Origin of the sequence: Gemmobacter sp. LW-1 (assembly GCF_001303875.1) — a bacterium.
Lineage (GTDB): Bacteria > Pseudomonadota > Alphaproteobacteria > Rhodobacterales > Rhodobacteraceae > Gemmobacter > Gemmobacter caeni.
The window spans coordinates 1-16,249 of sequence record NZ_LJSC01000045.1 but is presented as its reverse complement, the minus strand read 5'-3'; the positions used below and the strand labels follow the sequence as shown (position 1 = coordinate 16,249).

The window sequence follows — 16,249 nt, the reverse complement described above, 5'->3', positions numbered from 1 at the left end:
CCTGCCTTATTTCGGAACAGTATCCCCATGAATGCGGTCATTGTCGAATCCTCCGATCCGGTCACGCTTGTCGCGGGCGGTCCGGTACGGCTGGCCGAGTTGCGGATGGCGCTGCGGCGGGCGCCTGTGATTGTGGCTGCCGATGGTGGGGCTGACCGGGCGCTGGGTCTGGGAGTGGTGCCGCAGGCCGTGATCGGTGACCTCGATTCCGTTTCCGCGCGCGCGCGCGAGTCGCTGGTGGATGTCTTGCACCCGATCACCGAGCAGATGACCACCGATTTCGACAAGGCGCTGCGATCCATTCGCGCGCCGTTCGTGCTGGCCCTGGGCGCGACGGGGGGGCGGATGGACCATGAGCTTGCGGTGCTGTCGGTGCTGGTGGCCCATGCTGCCCGCCCCAACCCAATGCCTTGTCTGCTTCTGACGCCCGAGGATGTAATCTTTGCGGTTCCGCCACAAATTCGTCTGAATCTGCGGGCGGGGGACAGGCTGTCGCTGTTTCCGATGATGCCGGTTTCCGGATGCAGCACGGGGTTGCGCTGGCCTATCGACGGAATTGCCTTTGCGCCGGACGGGATGATCGGCACCTCCAACGAAGTGGCCGAAGGGCCGGTGCAATTGCGGCTGGATAGGCCGGGAATGCTGGCGATTCTGCCGCGCGGTCGTCTGGATGCCGCTTTGACGGGCCTGCTGGGGGCGGTGGCATGAAAGGCGAATCGACGGGGTGGTTGGCAGCAGGCGCTGCCGGGGTTTTCTGCCGGACCGGCTGTCGTCTGGCCCCGCGTCAGGGGGCAGAGGTCTTTGACAACCCCGCTACCTGCCTTGCGGCCGGATTGCGGCCGTGCCCGGATTGCGACCCGCTGGATCAGCGGGCCAACGGGTTTGACGCGGGGCTGGCCGGGGCGCTGGTGCGGCTGGGCGGCGGTGACGACGGGCCTGTCGTGCTGGATGCCGCTTTGTTGCCGACACCTCTGGGCGAAATGCTGGCGATCTGCGACGCGCAGGCCGTCCGCCTGCTGGAGTTCACCTCGCGCCCGGTGCTGGCCCGGGAGGTAAGGGCGCTTGCCCGCGCGGCAAAGGGACGAATCGCTCCGGGGCAATCCACGATGACCGAGAGGCTGGCGCATGGTTTGCAGCGTTATTTCGCCGGAGATTTCGGTGCGGCTGACTTGCCGCTGGCGCCGCTCGGCACGCCCTTCCAGATCAGGGTCTGGCACGAGTTGCGCCGTATTCCGCCCGGCGTCACGATCCGATATGCCGATCTTGCGGCCCGGATCGGCAGGCCCGACGCCGTTCGGGCGGCTGCTGCGGCCAACGGGGCCAATCCGGTGGCGCTTCTCATCCCCTGCCACCGAATCCTGGGCTCGGACGGCAGCCTGACCGGCTATGGCGGTGGGTTGTGGCGCAAACAGTACCTGCTCGGGCTGGAAAGCGCGTAGGCTCCGGGCGGTGAATCGCTTGACGCTGACCGGATTTCCGCCTAAAGGGCTGCGATGGAATTCGGTACCCGCAGCTTTGCGGGCGCTTTGGGTGTTACTCCGGGCCGCCGCTCAACGGGGCACAGGTCCGAAAGACAAGGAACAAGACGATGTCGCGCGTCTGCGAACTGAGCGGTAAAGGCCCGATGGTTGGTAACAACATCAGCCACGCCAACAACAAGACCAAACGGCGCTTCCTGCCGAACCTGAATGACGTCACCCTGATCTCGGACGTTCTGGGCCAGTCGTTCAAGCTGCGCGTGTCCTCGGCCGCGCTGCGGACCGTCGATCACCGTGGCGGCCTGGATGCTTTCCTCGCGAAAGCCAAGGATGACGAGCTTTCGGCCAAGGCGCTGAAGATCAAGAAAGAGATCGAGAAGGCTCAGGCTGCCGCCTGATCCTGACTTCGGTCGGATGTTGAAGCCCCGCCTTTGGCGGGGTTTTGCTTTTGGTGCGGGCAGGATGCCGCAGGGGCATTGCCGCGCTGGTCAAACCCGGGGCGCTGCGCTAGGCAAGGTCATGCGCCGTTTTATCCGACATCTGACCGGAATGCTCGTGCTGCTGGCCTTTGTGGCCGGTGCGCTTGGGCTTGGCGTGGCGCGGGCGCTGCCGGTGGCTGTGTCCGAAATGGAAATCTGCTCTGAGGGCCAGACCCGGCTTCTGAGTGTGGACGCTGCCGGCCGGCCTGTCGGGCCGGTGCATCTTTGCCCCGATTGCGTCATCGGCGCCTCTGCTGCCCCGCCGGGGTCACTGCCGCCCCCGGAACGGCCCGCAGGCCGGATCACCCGGGCGGAATGGCCGGCTCCGCATGCGGAAATGGCGCAAGCCCGGCCCCGGCCTTCGGCGCGGGGTCCACCTGTCCTGTCGTGATCTCTTTCCGACACAGACCTCAATCAAAGGACAGAACAAATGACCCTTTTCAAATCGCTTCTGAGCGTTGCCGCCCTCTGCGTTGCCCTTCCGGCTTTTGCCGGGGATATCGAGGTGAAGGATGCCTATGCGCGCACCTCTTCCATGATGTCCAAGTCCGGAGCAGCTTTCATGGTGATCGAGAACCATGGCGATGCGGATGACCGTCTGGTCTCGGCCGCGTCGGATGTGGCGCAGAAGGTTGAGCTCCATACCCACAAGGACATGGGCGATGGCGTTATGAAGATGATGAAAGTGGAGGAAGGCTTTGCCGTTCCCGCCCACAGCGAACATGCGCTGGCGCGTGGTGGCGATCACGTTATGCTGCTGGGCCTGACGCGCGAGTTGAAGCAAGGCGATATGGTCAGCGTGACCCTGACTTTCGAGAAGGCAGGTGAAATGACCGTCGAAATTCCGGTGGATCTTGAGCGTCAGGATGGCATGCAGATGGGCGGCGGCATGGGCCACGACCACAGCAAGATGAACCACGGCCAGACGGGCGCCTCGAACTGAGCCTTCAGCCCCGCCGGTCCAGCACCTCGTCCACCCAGAGCGGGACAAGCTGCGTGGCGGGGCCAAGCCTGATCTCGTGAAAATCCGGGGCGACGGCGCTCGCCTCGGTATTCAGTTCAAGACAATGCGCGCCCGCGCGGGCTGCATCCTGTGCAAAGGCCGCTGCGGGGTAGACCGTGCCTGAACTGCCGATCGCGACGAACAGATCAGCGCGGCGCAGCAAGTCCCACACTGTTTCCATGTGATGCGGATATTCGCCGAACCAGACGATGTCGGGGCGGGCCTGTCGCGCGTGGCAGGCGGGGCAGGGCGTTGCGGGATGCATCGCGGCGGGGGCTGGCCAGCGATGGTCACAAGCGGCGCAGAGCGCGCCCTCCAGTGCGCCATGCATGTGAAGGACATCGGACGACCCAGCGCGTTCATGCAGGTCATCCACATTCTGCGTCACGATCCGCACCTTGCCGGGCCAGTGGCGTTGCAGACGCGCCAGCGCCTCATGCGCGGCATTCGGATGCGCTGCACGCGCATTGGCCCGGCGGGCATTATAGAAATCGTGCACCAACGCGGGATTCCGGGCGAAGCCTTCGGGCGTGGCAACCTCGTTCAGGTCATAGCGGGTCCAGAGGCCATTCTTGTCGCGGAAGGTGCCCAACCCGCTTTCCGCGCTGATCCCGGCGCCGGTCAGGATGACGATGGTTTCCATTGCGGTGTGCTCCTGCGGGGCTGCTGATGGTGTCGCGGTCAGCCGGACCAGTTGACCCACTGTCCATGAAAACCCGCCCGGCCCATCGCAAGGTCCAGATCGCCGGGCCAGAGACGCAGGCGCAGTCCGGCGCCCTCTGCCCCCGCATCCGCTTCCATCCCGAACCAGGCCAAAGGGGTGTCGGTCGTCGCACGCGCGCCTGCTGCTTCAAGTAACCCTGTGCCCCGCCGCTGCGCCTCGGGCGGAAAATATTGCCAGGCAACCGTATGACAGACCAGATGCAGATGGCCGGGGCTGGTTGATGTCAGCCGCTGTTCCAGCCATTCCACCGCATCCGCCTGATCGACGGTCGCGTGCTGCCCCTGCAAGGCAGCGCGCGTGCGCGACAGCCGGTCGGCCTGATCGGGCCAAAGGCAGGACAGCAGGCGCAGTTCATCCTCCGGCCGGTCAGCACGCAGCGGGGCCAGATCGACGCCGCGCCGCCGGGCGATGACGGGTGGTGTGGCAGGGGGCAGTGGCCCGTGCCAGTCGGGTTTCAATCGCAAAACGGCATCCGCCGGGCCGAAGCGCCGCCCGGCAATATCCAGGGCGTAGCGGTCGAACATCAGGTTCAGCCCGGCGCTCGCGCCCAGTTCCGACAATACGATGGGCAGGCCGAACCGCGCGGTCAGCCAGTGCGCCACGGCGATCAGCACGGCAGAGCGGCGGATTTCATTGGTCTGCGGCGCGCGGTTGCACCACTGGCTCAGGAAGGCATCATGCCGGTGGAGGGCGGCATCCAGTGCCAGCCCAAGATCGCCGCCAGCGCCGCCGGGATAAGCCGCCGCCAGCGCGTCATCCTGCCCGGTCAGCACTAGCGCATGCAGGCCGCTGGCCAGCCGAAGGGGCAAGGAGGCACCGCGCGGCCCGATCTCCCCCGGCCAGTCCACGAAACGACGCACCAGATCGGTGTCATCAGGCCAATGCGCCGCCAGATGGCGCATAAGCCGCTCCATGAAGGGTGAGCCAAGCGCGGCGCAACTCGCTGCCTGCTCGGCAAAGGCCGCAGGCAGACGGTCAGCCACGGAGGGTCAGCCGGCGCAATAGGCCTCGGCGGTCTGGCCGAAAGATTTGTAACGCTCCCAGAACGCGTCATCGGCTTCGCGTTTCGAAATCCAGACCTCATGTGCCAGATCCGGGTCTGCCATCATCTTGGCGGCCTTCCGCTGGTCGCGGCCCGTCAGCGTCATGTCGGCGACCTGCTGGATGCAGCCGCAGATGGCCGGGTTGGCCGAGCCGCGATCAGAGCGCAGGCAAGCCCGTTCGATCGAGCCTGCAAATACGGAAGTCGCCATGACGGGAAGCACCAATGCGCCAAAGGCGCCTGCCAGAACCAGTTTCTTCATGTCTCTGCCTCATGCCGCCGGGACGAGGGTCCGCCCCGGTCATTTTCTGGCAACAATTATGACGATTCGGGGCAAATTTATCAATGATCTGGCGCAAACCGGCGAAAATTGGCCGAAACGGCGGGGGCAGCGCCGGATGATGCGGGGCGCAGGGCACCCCGCCGCAAGATGATGTGGCCTGAAGCTCAGGCAGCCAGCAGGGCCGTGTGATTGCGCAGGTGCCTTTCGGCCATCTGACGCCCTCGCCGACCGGGCACCAGCACCCGCGCCGGGCGCAGCCAGCCGCTGTCGAGAATCGCCAGTTCCGGGAACAGCGCAAGGATCTCCTGCGCTGCCTCATTGCCCAGAGCGCGCATCGCCATCGGGCCCGGATACAGGCTTTCGCTGGGGGCGCCGTCGGCAAAGAGGATTTCATGCCGGTCGAACATCAGATGCACATAGGTGACGGGTCGCAGGCTGTCATCGCGCGTAATGCCCGGCAGACCGATCAGATGGCAGGCGGCAACCAATACCTCTTCGGTCTCGAACATCCGCTGCGCGATCCGCGAGCGGACCAGCATCCGGTGCTGGGGTGACACATGCATCTCGCGCTCCGGCTGACCGGGGCCGAGCGCCCCGGCGGCGATGCGCACCGGCCGCAAATGCGCCGACGCGGCCAGTTCGGCGGAAGACAGGCTTCGCGTGCCGATCCAGCGCAGCGCCTGTGCCCCGTGATCGGCGGTTTCCACCAGATCACCGACGGCAAGACTTTCGATGGTGCGCAGGCCATCGCGGGTGCGGATCAGCGTGCCTGCCGTGAAACAGGGGATTTCGATATCGAAGATATCAGGATCGAACGAGATAACCGCGTTCAGAACCGTGTTGTTCGGGAACGGTGTCGCCTGATTGATGGTGATGGACCGCAGCGCGTTGATGCCATCCCAGTCGGGCAGGTAATTGGCGTTGGGCCGCAGAAACAGGTCGCCGTTTGTCATCTGCACGATGGTCGCCACCTGGCCGGAGGTGCTGCCGTCGGGCAGAGTGATGGTAATGTCGCCCCGGAAGGTGGTCTGGATCGTCTGACCGCTGATCGTGCCCGGCGTTGTCGGGCTGTCGAAGCTGAACTGGCTGAGGAAATTGTTGGTCTGGTTGAACGGTGCGGTGAAAACCTGCGCCCCGCCGCTGCTGGTGGTGGTGCCCGTAACCGCCACCGGCGCGATATGCCCCGGTCCGGTGACGGAATAGCCGTTCATCCCTGCGGCATTGAGCTGGCTTTGAGTGACATTGCTGGAAGCTGTGCTGTCGATGGCGGGCAGGTTCCCGATCCATAGCCAATTGACCGTACTGGTCGGCATCGCAAATTCCCCCGAACTGGTAACGCCCTTGCCGGGCGGCGGAGCATGGCAGCGGCCCGCAGCTACAGGGGATGGGAAGGGCCGCGGCGAATGTCAAATCGTGCAAAATTCGTGGCGAAGGCGTGTTTACTTTAAGAAATTCATGCAATTGCAGGATATCATGGCAAGATCTGGCTGTTTCCGGAATGGAAATGGGTCGGGCGTGCTGTGAGGGGCCAAAAATTCCCCCCTGACGGGAGCCGATCCTGCCCGATCCCTCGCTGATCCCCGGCACGCAAATCCCCCTTCCCGGCCCTTGCATGACAGGATATATGCGCGCCCATGACCCAGCTTGACCGTATCCGCAATTTCTCGATCGTGGCCCATATCGACCACGGCAAATCCACCCTCGCCGACCGTCTGATCCAGATGACGGGCACGGTGGCTGCGCGCGACATGAAGGCGCAGATGCTGGACAGCATGGATATCGAGCGCGAGCGCGGCATCACCATCAAGGCCAACACCGTGCGGATCGAATATCCGGCGAAGGATGGCAATACCTACATCCTGAACCTGATCGACACGCCCGGACACGTTGACTTTGCCTATGAGGTCAGCCGGTCGATGCGCGCGGTCGAAGGCTCGCTTCTGGTGGTGGATGCGTCGCAAGGGGTCGAGGCGCAGACGCTGGCCAACGTCTATCAGGCGATTGACGCAGGCCATGATATCGTGCCGGTGCTGAACAAGGTCGACCTGCCTGCCGCCGACCCCGAGCGGGTCAAGGAAAACATCGAGGATGTGATCGGCATCGACGCCTCGGATGCGATCCCGATTTCCGCCAAGACCGGCCTCGGCATTCCCGATGTGCTGGAGGCTATCGTGAAGCGCCTGCCCGCACCCAAGGGCGACCGCGATGCGCCGCTGAAGGCCATGCTGGTCGACAGCTGGTATGACGCCTATCTGGGTGTCGTCGTCATGATCCGCGTCATCGACGGCGTGATCAGGAAGGGCGACCGGGTCAAGATGATGCAGACCGGCGCGGTTTACGGCATCGACAAGCTGGCGGTGCTGAAACCGCAGATGGTGGATATTCCCGAACTGGGGCCGGGCGAGATCGGCGTGCTGACCGCTTCGATCAAGCAGGTGCGCGACACCCGCGTGGGCGATACGATCACGCATGAGCGCAAGCCCTGCGACGCGCCGCTGCCGGGGTTCAAACCCGCGCAGCCGGTGGTGTTCTGCGGTCTTTTCCCGGTCGATGCCAATGACTTCGAGGCGTTGCGTGACGCCATCGAAAAGCTGGCGCTGAACGACGCGAGCTTCAGTTATGAAATGGAAACCTCGGCCGCGCTTGGCTTTGGGTTCCGCATGGGCTTCCTCGGGCTTCTGCATCTGGAGGTCGTGCGCGACCGGCTGGAGCGGGAATATGACCTCGACCTGATCACCACCGCGCCTTCTGTGGTCTTCAAGCTGCACATGAAGGATGGCGAGGTGCGCGAGTTGCACAACCCCGCCGACATGCCCGACCTGACCTATATCGACCATATCGAAGAGCCGCGCATCAAGGCCACGATCATGGTGCCCGACGAATATCTGGGCGACATCCTGAAGCTTTGCCAGGATCGCCGGGGTATCCAGCTGAACCTTACCTATGCGGGCAGCCGCGCGATGGTCGAATATGACCTGCCTCTGGCCGAGGTGGTGTTCGATTTCTATGACCGGCTGAAGTCGGTGACCAAGGGCTATGCTTCGTTTGACTATCAACTGTCGGAATACCGGGAGGACAATCTGGTGAAGATGTCCATTCTGGTGAACGACGAGCCGGTGGATGCGCTGGCGATCATGGTTCACCGCGACCGGGCCGAGGCGCGGGGGCGCGTGATGGTGGAGAAGCTGAAAGAGCTGATCCCCCGTCACATGTTCAAGATCCCGATCCAGGCGGCGATTGGCGGCCGTGTCATCGCGCGCGAAACGATCAGCGCCATGCGCAAGGACGTGACCGCGAAATGCTATGGCGGCGACGCGACCCGGAAGAAGAAGCTGCTGGAGAAGCAGAAAGAGGGCAAGAAGAAGATGCGCCAGTTCGGGAAAGTGGAAATCCCGCAAAGCGCCTTCATCAATGCGCTCAAGATGGATAGCTGAGGCATAGCGTATTTAGAGCGCATGCCCCTGACCATATCGGGGGTATGTCGGTCTCCATAAAGGGCGCTTGATACGCGTGGCGCTCTCTGGCCTGTTTCCGCAACGCAAGCCGCCATGTCTGCAATCTCTGGTTGACGTCTGGGCTGCCTGCCGGGCAGCTTGGGCCGAAACTCCTCAGGGGCGGGTGGGATGTCGGGATTTGCGGTAATCTTGAGGCTCATCACGGGGATGCTGCTGCTTGTGCCTGCCGGGCGCGCGGTGGCGGAAGAGGACTGGCAACCCCGCATCGAGTGTGGCTCAGCCACGCCGCAGGGAACGCGGGTCTATAATGGCCGTCGGCACCAAGAGATTGTCAGCCAGGTTTCGGGGGAACGCATCAGTTCGCTGACCGGCGGGAGCTCTCGTGTCGCAAAGCGCCACGCGCTTATCAAACGCAGCGACTGCTGGGTTACGTTCTGGTCCTTTGAGGAGGACGGCCAAAAGACGCGCATGAAACGTCAGACAGGTTCTTTCCGTGAGGTCGAGGACTATCCGCCGGAGAATCGTTTTAGGCCGGTGCCATAAGGGGCGACCGTAGGCCAACAAACCGGCCGGGATTTTATGGCGCAGATCGACAGCGAGGCGGCGGCCTGTCGCGCGGCCTATGACCTGGTGATCAGATCGTTCCGAAATGGCATCAATACAGAAGAAGACCGGAACAGGCATGTCGTCATTGTCGAGGAGATGAACGCTTGCATGTGGCGACGTGCCGAGGCGCTCGACAAGACAGGTTTTCTTGGGAAGTGGTATTCGGCTGAGGATGATCGCGACCATCTGTTCGCGGTGGTTGAGGGCAAGCTGCATATCAGAATGCTGAGGTGACAGCCGGATTGCGGTGAGCGCTGCGGGGGCATGTCCTGCAATGAAAAGCGGCAGGGTTTCCCCTGCCGCTATTGCCTTACATGTTCGGGTAGTTCGGGCCGTCACCGCCCTGTGGCGTGGTCCAGTTGATGTTCTGCGACGGGTCCTTGATATCGCAGGTCTTGCAGTGGACGCAGTTCTGGAAGTTGATCTGGAACCGCGCCTCGGCGCCTTCGCCGATCACCTCGTAGACGCCAGCGGGGCAGTAGCGTTGCGCCGGTTCGTCATATTCGGGCAGGTTGACGCGGATCGGCAGCGACGGGTCTTTCAGCTTCAGATGCGCGGGCTGGCTTTCATCGTGGTTGGTGAAGCTGAAGGCCACGTTGGTCAGCCGGTCGAAGGACAGTTTGCCGTCGGGCTTCGGATAGTCGATCTTCTTGAAATCCTTCGCCTTGCCGGTTGCTGCCGCATCGGTCTTGCCGTGTTTCAGCGTGCCGAACAGCGTCAGGCCGATGGTGTTGAGCCACATATCGGCGCCGCCGCCCATCAGCGAGGCGACGAGGCCGAATTTCGACCACAGCGGCTTGACGTTGCGGACCTTCTTCAGATCCTTGCCGATCGGGCCGGTGCGGACTTCGGTTTCATAGGCAGCAAGTTCGTCGCCCTCGCGGCCTGCCTTGATCGCGTCAAAGGCGGCTTCGGCGGCGGCTTTGCCCGACAGCATGGCGTTATGGTTGCCCTTGATGCGGGGCACGTTCACCATGCCGACCGAACAGCCCAGCAGCGCCACGCCCGGCGCCACCATCTTGGGCATGGACTGCCAACCGCCCTCGCTGATCGCACGAGCGCCATAGGCCACGCGTTTCCCGCCTGCCAGCAGATCAGCCACCATCGGGTGATGCTTGAAGCGCTGGAATTCCATATAGGGATAGAGATGCGGGTTGGCGTAGTTCAGGTGAACCACAAAGCCGACATAGACCTGATTGTTTTCAAGGTGGTAGATGAACGAACCACCCCCGGCATTCGACCCGAGCGGCCAGCCCATCGTGTGAGTGACCGTGCCCTCGCGGTGCTTGGCGGGGTCGATCTCCCAGATCTCTTTCATGCCGATGCCGAATTTCTGCGGGCAATGGCCCTTCGACAGGTCATATTTCGCGATGACCTCCTTCGAGAGCGAACCGCGAACGCCTTCCGCGAGGAAGACGTATTTGCCACGCAGCTCCATCCCCGGCTCGTAGTTCGGGCCGGGCTGGCCGTCTTCACCCAGGCCGAACTCGCCGGCGACGACGCCGACCACCCGGTCACCTTCGTAAACCAGTTGCGAGCAGGACATGCCGGGGAAAATCTCGACCCCCAGCCCCTCGGCCACGCCCGCCATCCAGCGGCAGACATTTGCCATCGAGACGATGTACTTGCCGTGGTTGTTCATGAAGGGCGGCATCGGCCAGTTCGGGATGCGCGCCTGCCCGGCCGGGCCGAGGATGTAGAAATTGTCTTCTTTCACCTCGGTCTTGATCGGGGCGTCCATCGACTGCCAGTCGGGCAGCAGGGCATCCAGCCCGCAGGTATCCAGCACGGCACCCGACAGGATATGCGCGCCGACCTCGGACCCTTTCTCCAACAGCACGACATTCAGATCGGGGTCGAGCTGTTTCAGCCGGATCGCCGCTGACAGACCAGCAGGCCCGCCCCCTACGATCACGACATCGTATTCCATGCTCTCGCGTTCGATCTCTGCCATCCGCGTCTCCCCTGTGGCTACGGGCGCCACGCGCCGCTTGCTGGATTTGTCCGGGGTTTTGTCTGCCCCAAGGGAAAGCGCCCGTCAATCGTGACGCAACATCAAAGCGCTGCATCGCGGCATAGGAGAAATATTCTTGCGGTGCCTGTGACGCAACCATCCGCCGATCTGTCGTTTCCCTGCTGCGGCCCCTTGCATTTGCGGCGCCGGTGCGGTCTGGTGAGGCCAAGACGACGGAGAGTCATGGCCTGGCCGGGCCGTGGCTTTGTTTTTTGGTGAGAGACCGATGGAAAAGATTCCGATGACCCGCGCAGGGTTCGACACGCTGGATGGCGAACTGAAGCACCTGAAATCGGTGGAGCGTCCCGCCATCATCCAGGCCATTGCCGAGGCGCGCGAGCTGGGTGACCTGTCGGAAAACGCCGAATACCATTCCGCGCGCGAAAAGCAGAGCTTCATCGAAGGCCGCATCAAGGAGCTTGAGGGCACGCTGTCGCTGGCCGAGGTGATCGACACCGCGAAACTGTCGGGGCCGATCAAGTTTGGCGCCACGGTAACGCTGGTGGACGAGGACACGGATCAGGAAAAGACCTATCAGATCGTCGGTGAGGTCGAGGCGGATCTGGAGCGCGGGCTGCTGAATATCCGCTCGCCGCTGGCGCGGGCACTGATCGGCAAGGACGAAGGCGACAGTGTCGAGGTCAAGACGCCGGGCGGCGACCGCAGTTACGAAGTGCTGAGCGTCCGTTATATCTGAGGCGAGGGAGGCACCATGCCCGAACCGCATGACAGCCCGATGGGTGGCGCGGCAGAGACCGGCGCCCGGTTTTCGCGTGTGGAGGCCGTGGCCGCTGCGCTGAGCGTGATCTGGGTGGTGGCTGTCGCCGCCTATCTTCTGGCCGGGCCGGGGGAAGGCGGGACGCTTGATCTGGTGATGACGCTGGTCATGGTTTTCCTGCCCATCGCGCTGATCTGGATCGGGGTTACGACGCTCCGGTCGGTGCAGGATCTGCGGGCCGAAGCCGCGCGGTTGCAGGCTTCGGTTGAAACCATGCGGGCAACCTGGGTGCAGAGCCAGGTGCAGCCTTCCGTCGAGCAGAAGTTGCAGGAGATCGAGCGTGCGGCCAAAACGGCCGAGACGGTGCTGGCCACCTTCACCTCGCGCCGCGATGCCTCGCTTGTACAGGCCTCGGCGGACCGCAAGGCGGCGCTGGTCGCCCCGTCAAGGGGCGCTGCGGCCGAGGATCAGCCGGCGCTGGCGCTGGGAACTCCGGCGGAGGATCTTCGTGCGCCGCTGTCGGTGGCTGAATTCATCCGCGCGCTGCAATTCCCCGAGAACCCCGATGACCGTGACGGGTTTCGGGCGCTTCGTCTGGCACTGGAGGATCGCACGGTCGCCAAGCTGATCCGCGCCGCGCAGGATGTGCTGACGCTGCTGGCGCAGGAAGGCATCTATATGGATGACCTGAAGCCGGATCGGGCGCGGCCCGAACTGTGGCGCAGTTTCGCCCAAGGCGAACGCGGGCGGGCAATTTCAGGGCTGGGCGGGATTCGCGACCGTTCGTCGCTGGCGCTGACGGCAGGGCGGATGCGGGAAGACCCGATCTTCCGCGATGCGGCGCATCACTTCCTGCGGACGTTCGACCGGACTTTTACTGAATTCGAGAAGAACGCCACTGATGCCGAACTGGTTGATCTGGCGGATACCCGCACCGCGCGCGCCTTCATGCTGTTCGGCCGGGTGGCGGGGGTTTTCGAGTAGCCCGCGCTTTTCAGGCGGAACGGGCCCTTGTGGGCCCGCGCGTCTTTTATCTCGTCGTCCGCCTTTGGCGGATCGCCTCGGCAGTGCCTCCGGCGGGAGTATTTTTGCAGGAAGCAAATATCAGACCGGGGTGGCGGAGAGCCATACGCCGCCTTCGGGACGCAGGGTAAGGATCATCACGGGATTTGGGCGCTTGCCAGGCACCGGAGCGAAGGCGAAGCGTGCAAGCAGGGTGGCAAGGATGATCACGGCCTCCTGCATGGCGAAGCTGGCGCCGATGCAGATGCGGGGACCGTCGCCGAACGGCAGGAAGGCGAAGCGTTCGGGGCGGCTGTCGAGGAAGCGTTCGGGGTGGAAGCTGTCGGGGTCATGCCAGAGCCTGTGATGGCGATGCAGCGCGTAGATCGGCAGGATCACCGTATCGCCCGGCCGGATCTCGCGCCCGCAGAGCCGGTCCATTTCTTGTGCGGTGCGCGAGAGGAAAGCGGCGGGCGGGTAAAGGCGCAGGGTTTCCTCGACCATGGCGCGGATGAAGGGCAAGTGGGGCAGATCGTCCGCCGTCGCGGCGCGGGTGCCGAGGCGGGCCTGCGCTTCTTCCCGCGCACGCGCCTGCCGGGCGGGGTCGAAAGCAGCGAGGTAGAGCGCCCAGGACAAGGTGAGGGCGGTGGTTTCATGGCCTGCGACGATGAAGGTCAGCAGGTTGTCGCGCAACTCTGCCGTGGTCATCCGGCGGCCGGTTTCCGGGTCTTGCCCGGCGAGCAGCAGGTCCAGCAGGTCGGGCGGGATGGAGGGGCCGCGGGTCCGGCGGTTCGCTATGGTGGAATCGGCCATCTGTTTCATGGCCCCCATGCGGTTGCGGGCTTGCAGGCGCGAGGGACGAGGCACCCAGCCGGGCAGACCGAGGATGTCGAGCAGCGAGACCCTGGCGGTGCCTGCGATGTAATCCTCGATGGCGAGATGGACGGCGGCGGGGTTCAGCCCGTCGCCGCCGGCGAAGGTCACATCGGAGATGACGTCGAAGGTGGTGCGCACCATTTCGTCGAACAGATCGACCGCGCGCGGCCCGGCGGCGGCGATGCGGGCACTTGCCGCTTCGGCGGCGGCGGTCATCACCGGGGCGAGAGCTGCGACGTTGCGATGCGAGAAGACCGGCGCGGCGGTGCGGCGCTGCCAGAGCCAGCTTTGCCCTTCGGCCACGAAGAGGCTGTCGCCGATGGCGGGTTCCAGCAGCAGTTTGGTGACCACGGATTTCGGGTAATCCTGCACCCGGTCGCGCAGGATCTGCCGCAGCGCGCCGGGGTCCATCACCATATGCCAGCGCTTGCCGGTGCGGCCCGACAGGATCGGGGCATGGGTGGCGATTTCGGGGATCAGTTCCAGCACGTTGCGGCGCCCGGCACGCAGCGAGCCGAGAATGCCCAGAGGCCTGGTCGCGAGCGGCACGCGGACGGGCAGGGCGGTGGTTGAATCCATCTGGACCTCCTGTTCCCAGGATATAGGCACGGGATCGCCCGAGGCAATTCCGCGTCGTTGCATGGTCGGTGGCAAGCGGGTAATCGGAGGGCACCCAGACCGGAGAATGCCGATGTCGCGACCTGCCCGCCGCCTTGCCTTGCCTCTGATCCTGCTGCTGACGGCGGCCTGTGCGAAGAACGATCTGTCCGATCCGCCTGCGGACCTGGGGGATTTCGTGCTGGGGCACAACATTGTCGTGGCCGACAAGATGCAGAAGGTGCCGATTTCCCGCGAGGCGACGGTGGAGGAATGGGAAGCCGCCATGAAGAAGGCGGTGGATGATCGTTTCGGGCGCTACGAGGGCAAGCGGATCTACAATATCGGCATCTCGGTCGATGCCTATGCCCTTGCTCCTCCCGGGGTTCCGGTGGTGCTGTCGCCCAAGTCGGTGCTGGCGATCACGGCGAATGTCTGGGATGACGCGAAACAGAAGAAGCTGAATGCCGAGGGCAAGAAAATGACCATTTTCGAGAACCTCGATGGCGACAGCGTCGTGGGTTCCGGGCTGACCAAGACGCGTGAGCAGCAGATGGCGGCGCTGTCCTTCAACGCGGCCAGGGCGGTGGAGAAGTGGTTCCTCGACAACCCTGAATGGTTTGACCTGCCTGCAAAGGGCAAAAAGCCGAAGACCGGGGATGCCGCAGCCGCCGAAGATACAGGCGCCGAAGGCAAGTGATACTTGATTTTCCCGGCTTTCATGGCTAAGTCGCGCCCGGTGTAGATTACGGGCCTTGTCCTCAGGGCCCCACAGACCGCGAGGGCCCCCATGGCAAAGGCAAAGTTTGAACGGAACAAACCGCACGTCAACATTGGCACGATTGGCCACGTTGACCACGGGAAGACGACGCTGACCGCTGCGATCACCAAGTATTTTGGTGAATTCCGCGCCTATGACCAGATTGACGGTGCGCCGGAAGAGCGTGCTCGCGGGATCACGATCTCGACGGCGCACGTTGAGTACGAATCGGATGCGCGTCACTATGCGCACGTCGATTGCCCCGGCCACGCGGACTATGTGAAGAACATGATCACGGGCGCGGCGCAGATGGACGGCGCGATCCTGGTTGTTTCGTCGGCTGACGGCCCGATGCCGCAGACGCGCGAGCACATTCTGCTCGGCCGTCAGGTGGGCATTCCCTACATGGTCGTGTTCATGAACAAGGTGGACCAGGTCGATGACCCGGAGCTGCTGGAACTCGTGGAAATGGAAATCCGCGAACTGCTGTCGTCGTATGACTACCCCGGCGATGACATTCCGATCATCAAGGGCTCGGCTCTGGCGGCGATGAACGGCACCGACAAGGAAATCGGCGAAGACGCGATCCGCGCGCTGATCGCGGCGGTGGACGAATACATCCCGACCCCGGCGCGCGCTGTGGACCAGCCGTTCCTGATGCCGGTCGAAGACGTGTTCTCGATCTCGGGTCGTGGCACGGTGGCCACCGGCCGGATCGAGCGTGGCGTTGTGAAGGTTGGCGAAGAGCTTGAAATCGTGGGGATCCGCGCTTCCAAGAAGACCGTCTGCACCGGCGTCGAGATGTTCCGCAAGCTGCTGGACCAGGGCGAAGCGGGCGACAACGTCGGCCTGCTGCTGCGTGGCGTGGACCGCGACGGGATCGAGCGTGGTCAGGTGCTGTGCAAGCCGGGTTCGGTTAAGCCGCACACCAAGTTCGAAGCGGAAGCCTACATCCTCACCAAAGAGGAAGGTGGCCGTCACACGCCGTTCTTCGCGAACTACCGTCCGCAGTTCTACTTCCGCACGACCGACGTGACCGGGACCGTTGAGCTGCCGGAAGGCACCGAGATGGTGATGCCGGGCGACAACCTGAAGTTCAACGTGTCGCTGATCGCGCCGATCGCGATGGAAGAGAAGCTGCGCTTCGCCATCCGCGAAGGCGGCCGCACCGTCGGCGCCGGCGTGGTGTCGAAGATCATCGAATGATGATCC

Annotated in this window: 18 protein-coding genes; 12 read left to right on the top strand and 6 right to left on the bottom strand. The window is 63.8% G+C overall.

The window, feature by feature from the left end; all coding sequences use genetic code 11:
* Positions 1-27 precede the first annotated feature (27 nt).
* The 5 genes from AO684_RS12510 to AO684_RS12490 all read left to right on the top strand — a co-directional run bounded on the left by AO684_RS12510 (position 28) and on the right by AO684_RS12490 (position 2,900).
* Positions 28-708, top strand: a complete 681-nt coding sequence (locus AO684_RS12510) for a thiamine diphosphokinase (RefSeq protein ID WP_054303085.1) — start codon at positions 28-30, stop codon at positions 706-708.
* Positions 705-1,439, top strand: coding sequence for a methylated-DNA--[protein]-cysteine S-methyltransferase (locus tag AO684_RS12505; protein ID WP_054303084.1), 735 nt, complete (start codon positions 705-707; stop codon positions 1,437-1,439). The genes AO684_RS12510 and AO684_RS12505 overlap by 4 nt, the downstream gene beginning before the upstream one ends.
* A 149-nt stretch (positions 1,440-1,588) precedes the next feature.
* A complete protein-coding gene (rpmB, locus tag AO684_RS12500; protein ID WP_054303083.1) occupies positions 1,589-1,876 on the top strand; it encodes a 50S ribosomal protein L28 in 288 nt (95 codons plus the stop codon).
* Positions 1,877-1,997: 121 nt separating this feature from the next.
* The gene (locus tag AO684_RS12495; protein WP_054303082.1) at positions 1,998-2,348 is read left to right on the top strand and encodes a hypothetical protein; all 351 of its coding nucleotides are present in this window, start codon (positions 1,998-2,000) and stop codon (positions 2,346-2,348) included.
* 39 nt (positions 2,349-2,387) lie between these two features.
* On the top strand, positions 2,388-2,900 hold the full coding sequence (locus tag AO684_RS12490; RefSeq protein WP_082400953.1) for a copper chaperone PCu(A)C: 513 nt from the start codon (positions 2,388-2,390) through the stop codon (positions 2,898-2,900).
* A 4-nt stretch (positions 2,901-2,904) separates the two neighbouring features.
* On the opposite strand, the gene AO684_RS12485 is transcribed toward AO684_RS12490, so the two are convergent.
* The 4 genes from AO684_RS12485 to AO684_RS21310 all read right to left on the bottom strand — a co-directional run bounded on the left by AO684_RS12485 (position 2,905) and on the right by AO684_RS21310 (position 6,322).
* The gene (locus tag AO684_RS12485) at positions 2,905-3,603 is read right to left on the bottom strand and encodes an NAD-dependent deacylase (protein WP_054303081.1); all 699 of its coding nucleotides are present in this window, start codon (positions 3,601-3,603) and stop codon (positions 2,905-2,907) included.
* A gap of 38 nt (positions 3,604-3,641) precedes the next feature.
* Complete coding sequence (locus tag AO684_RS12480; protein WP_082400952.1) at positions 3,642-4,667, bottom strand: DUF2332 domain-containing protein; 1,026 nt, start codon at positions 4,665-4,667, stop codon at positions 3,642-3,644.
* A 6-nt stretch (positions 4,668-4,673) separates the two neighbouring features.
* Complete coding sequence (locus tag AO684_RS12475) at positions 4,674-4,988, bottom strand: hypothetical protein (protein WP_054303080.1); 315 nt, start codon at positions 4,986-4,988, stop codon at positions 4,674-4,676.
* Positions 4,989-5,173: 185 nt separating this feature from the next.
* The gene (locus AO684_RS21310) at positions 5,174-6,322 is read right to left on the bottom strand and encodes a Hint domain-containing protein (protein WP_082400950.1); all 1,149 of its coding nucleotides are present in this window, start codon (positions 6,320-6,322) and stop codon (positions 5,174-5,176) included.
* Positions 6,323-6,643: 321 nt separating this feature from the next.
* Between AO684_RS21310 and lepA the strand changes: the two genes are divergently transcribed.
* The 3 genes from lepA (at position 6,644) to AO684_RS12455 (ending at position 9,304) form a co-directional block, all read left to right on the top strand.
* Positions 6,644-8,443 carry a translation elongation factor 4 gene (lepA, locus tag AO684_RS12465; protein ID WP_054303079.1) on the top strand — a complete coding sequence of 600 codons (1,800 nt, stop codon included), beginning with the start codon at positions 6,644-6,646 and terminating at the stop codon, positions 8,441-8,443.
* A gap of 189 nt (positions 8,444-8,632) precedes the next feature.
* Positions 8,633-9,007, top strand: coding sequence for a hypothetical protein (locus tag AO684_RS12460; RefSeq protein ID WP_054303078.1), 375 nt, complete (start codon positions 8,633-8,635; stop codon positions 9,005-9,007).
* Positions 9,008-9,043: 36 nt separating this feature from the next.
* Entirely contained in the window at positions 9,044-9,304 is a 261-nt protein-coding gene (locus AO684_RS12455; protein WP_054303077.1) for a hypothetical protein, read from the top strand.
* A gap of 76 nt (positions 9,305-9,380) precedes the next feature.
* Here AO684_RS12455 and AO684_RS12450 read toward each other — a convergent pair whose 3' ends face one another.
* A complete protein-coding gene (locus AO684_RS12450) occupies positions 9,381-11,024 on the bottom strand; it encodes an electron transfer flavoprotein-ubiquinone oxidoreductase (protein WP_054303076.1) in 1,644 nt (547 codons plus the stop codon).
* 286 nt (positions 11,025-11,310) lie between these two features.
* Between AO684_RS12450 and greA the strand changes: the two genes are divergently transcribed.
* Together greA and AO684_RS12440 are read left to right on the top strand one after the other, a co-directional pair.
* A complete protein-coding gene (gene greA, locus AO684_RS12445) occupies positions 11,311-11,781 on the top strand; it encodes a transcription elongation factor GreA (RefSeq protein WP_054303075.1) in 471 nt (156 codons plus the stop codon).
* A gap of 15 nt (positions 11,782-11,796) precedes the next feature.
* A complete protein-coding gene (locus AO684_RS12440) occupies positions 11,797-12,786 on the top strand; it encodes a hypothetical protein (protein ID WP_054303074.1) in 990 nt (329 codons plus the stop codon).
* A 120-nt stretch (positions 12,787-12,906) separates the two neighbouring features.
* Here the strand turns inward: AO684_RS12440 and AO684_RS12435 are convergent, their stop codons facing one another.
* On the bottom strand, positions 12,907-14,259 hold the full coding sequence (locus tag AO684_RS12435; protein ID WP_054303073.1) for a cytochrome P450: 1,353 nt from the start codon (positions 14,257-14,259) through the stop codon (positions 12,907-12,909).
* A 112-nt stretch (positions 14,260-14,371) separates the two neighbouring features.
* On the opposite strand from AO684_RS12435, the gene AO684_RS12430 reads away from it, so the two are divergent.
* A complete protein-coding gene (locus tag AO684_RS12430) occupies positions 14,372-14,977 on the top strand; it encodes a hypothetical protein (protein WP_054303072.1) in 606 nt (201 codons plus the stop codon).
* 90 nt (positions 14,978-15,067) lie between these two features.
* Positions 15,068-16,243, top strand: a complete 1,176-nt coding sequence (gene tuf / locus AO684_RS12425; RefSeq protein WP_054301627.1) for an elongation factor Tu — start codon at positions 15,068-15,070, stop codon at positions 16,241-16,243.
* Positions 16,244-16,249 lie beyond the last annotated feature (6 nt).

Excerpts from the sequence above, each read along its gene's own strand:
- rpmB (WP_054303083.1), top strand. The coding sequence starts at position 1,589 with ATGTCGCGCGTCTGCGAACTGAGCGGTAAAGGCCCGATGGTTGGTAAC.
- AO684_RS21310 (WP_082400950.1), bottom strand. The coding sequence starts at position 6,322 with ATGCCGACCAGTACGGTCAATTGGCTATGGATCGGGAACCTGCCCGCC.
- AO684_RS12455 (WP_054303077.1), top strand. The coding sequence starts at position 9,044 with ATGGCGCAGATCGACAGCGAGGCGGCGGCCTGTCGCGCGGCCTATGAC.
- AO684_RS12440 (WP_054303074.1), top strand. The coding sequence starts at position 11,797 with ATGCCCGAACCGCATGACAGCCCGATGGGTGGCGCGGCAGAGACCGGC.
- AO684_RS12495 (WP_054303082.1), top strand. The coding sequence starts at position 1,998 with ATGCGCCGTTTTATCCGACATCTGACCGGAATGCTCGTGCTGCTGGCC.
- AO684_RS12510 (WP_054303085.1), top strand. The coding sequence starts at position 28 with ATGAATGCGGTCATTGTCGAATCCTCCGATCCGGTCACGCTTGTCGCG.
- tuf (WP_054301627.1), top strand. The coding sequence starts at position 15,068 with ATGGCAAAGGCAAAGTTTGAACGGAACAAACCGCACGTCAACATTGGC.
- greA (WP_054303075.1), top strand. The coding sequence starts at position 11,311 with ATGGAAAAGATTCCGATGACCCGCGCAGGGTTCGACACGCTGGATGGC.
- AO684_RS12460 (WP_054303078.1), top strand. The coding sequence starts at position 8,633 with ATGTCGGGATTTGCGGTAATCTTGAGGCTCATCACGGGGATGCTGCTG.
- AO684_RS12430 (WP_054303072.1), top strand. The coding sequence starts at position 14,372 with ATGTCGCGACCTGCCCGCCGCCTTGCCTTGCCTCTGATCCTGCTGCTG.
- AO684_RS12435 (WP_054303073.1), bottom strand. The coding sequence starts at position 14,259 with ATGGATTCAACCACCGCCCTGCCCGTCCGCGTGCCGCTCGCGACCAGG.
- AO684_RS12475 (WP_054303080.1), bottom strand. The coding sequence starts at position 4,988 with ATGAAGAAACTGGTTCTGGCAGGCGCCTTTGGCGCATTGGTGCTTCCC.
- AO684_RS12485 (WP_054303081.1), bottom strand. The coding sequence starts at position 3,603 with ATGGAAACCATCGTCATCCTGACCGGCGCCGGGATCAGCGCGGAAAGC.
- lepA (WP_054303079.1), top strand. The coding sequence starts at position 6,644 with ATGACCCAGCTTGACCGTATCCGCAATTTCTCGATCGTGGCCCATATC.
- AO684_RS12490 (WP_082400953.1), top strand. The coding sequence starts at position 2,388 with ATGACCCTTTTCAAATCGCTTCTGAGCGTTGCCGCCCTCTGCGTTGCC.
- AO684_RS12505 (WP_054303084.1), top strand. The coding sequence starts at position 705 with ATGAAAGGCGAATCGACGGGGTGGTTGGCAGCAGGCGCTGCCGGGGTT.
- AO684_RS12450 (WP_054303076.1), bottom strand. The coding sequence starts at position 11,024 with ATGGCAGAGATCGAACGCGAGAGCATGGAATACGATGTCGTGATCGTA.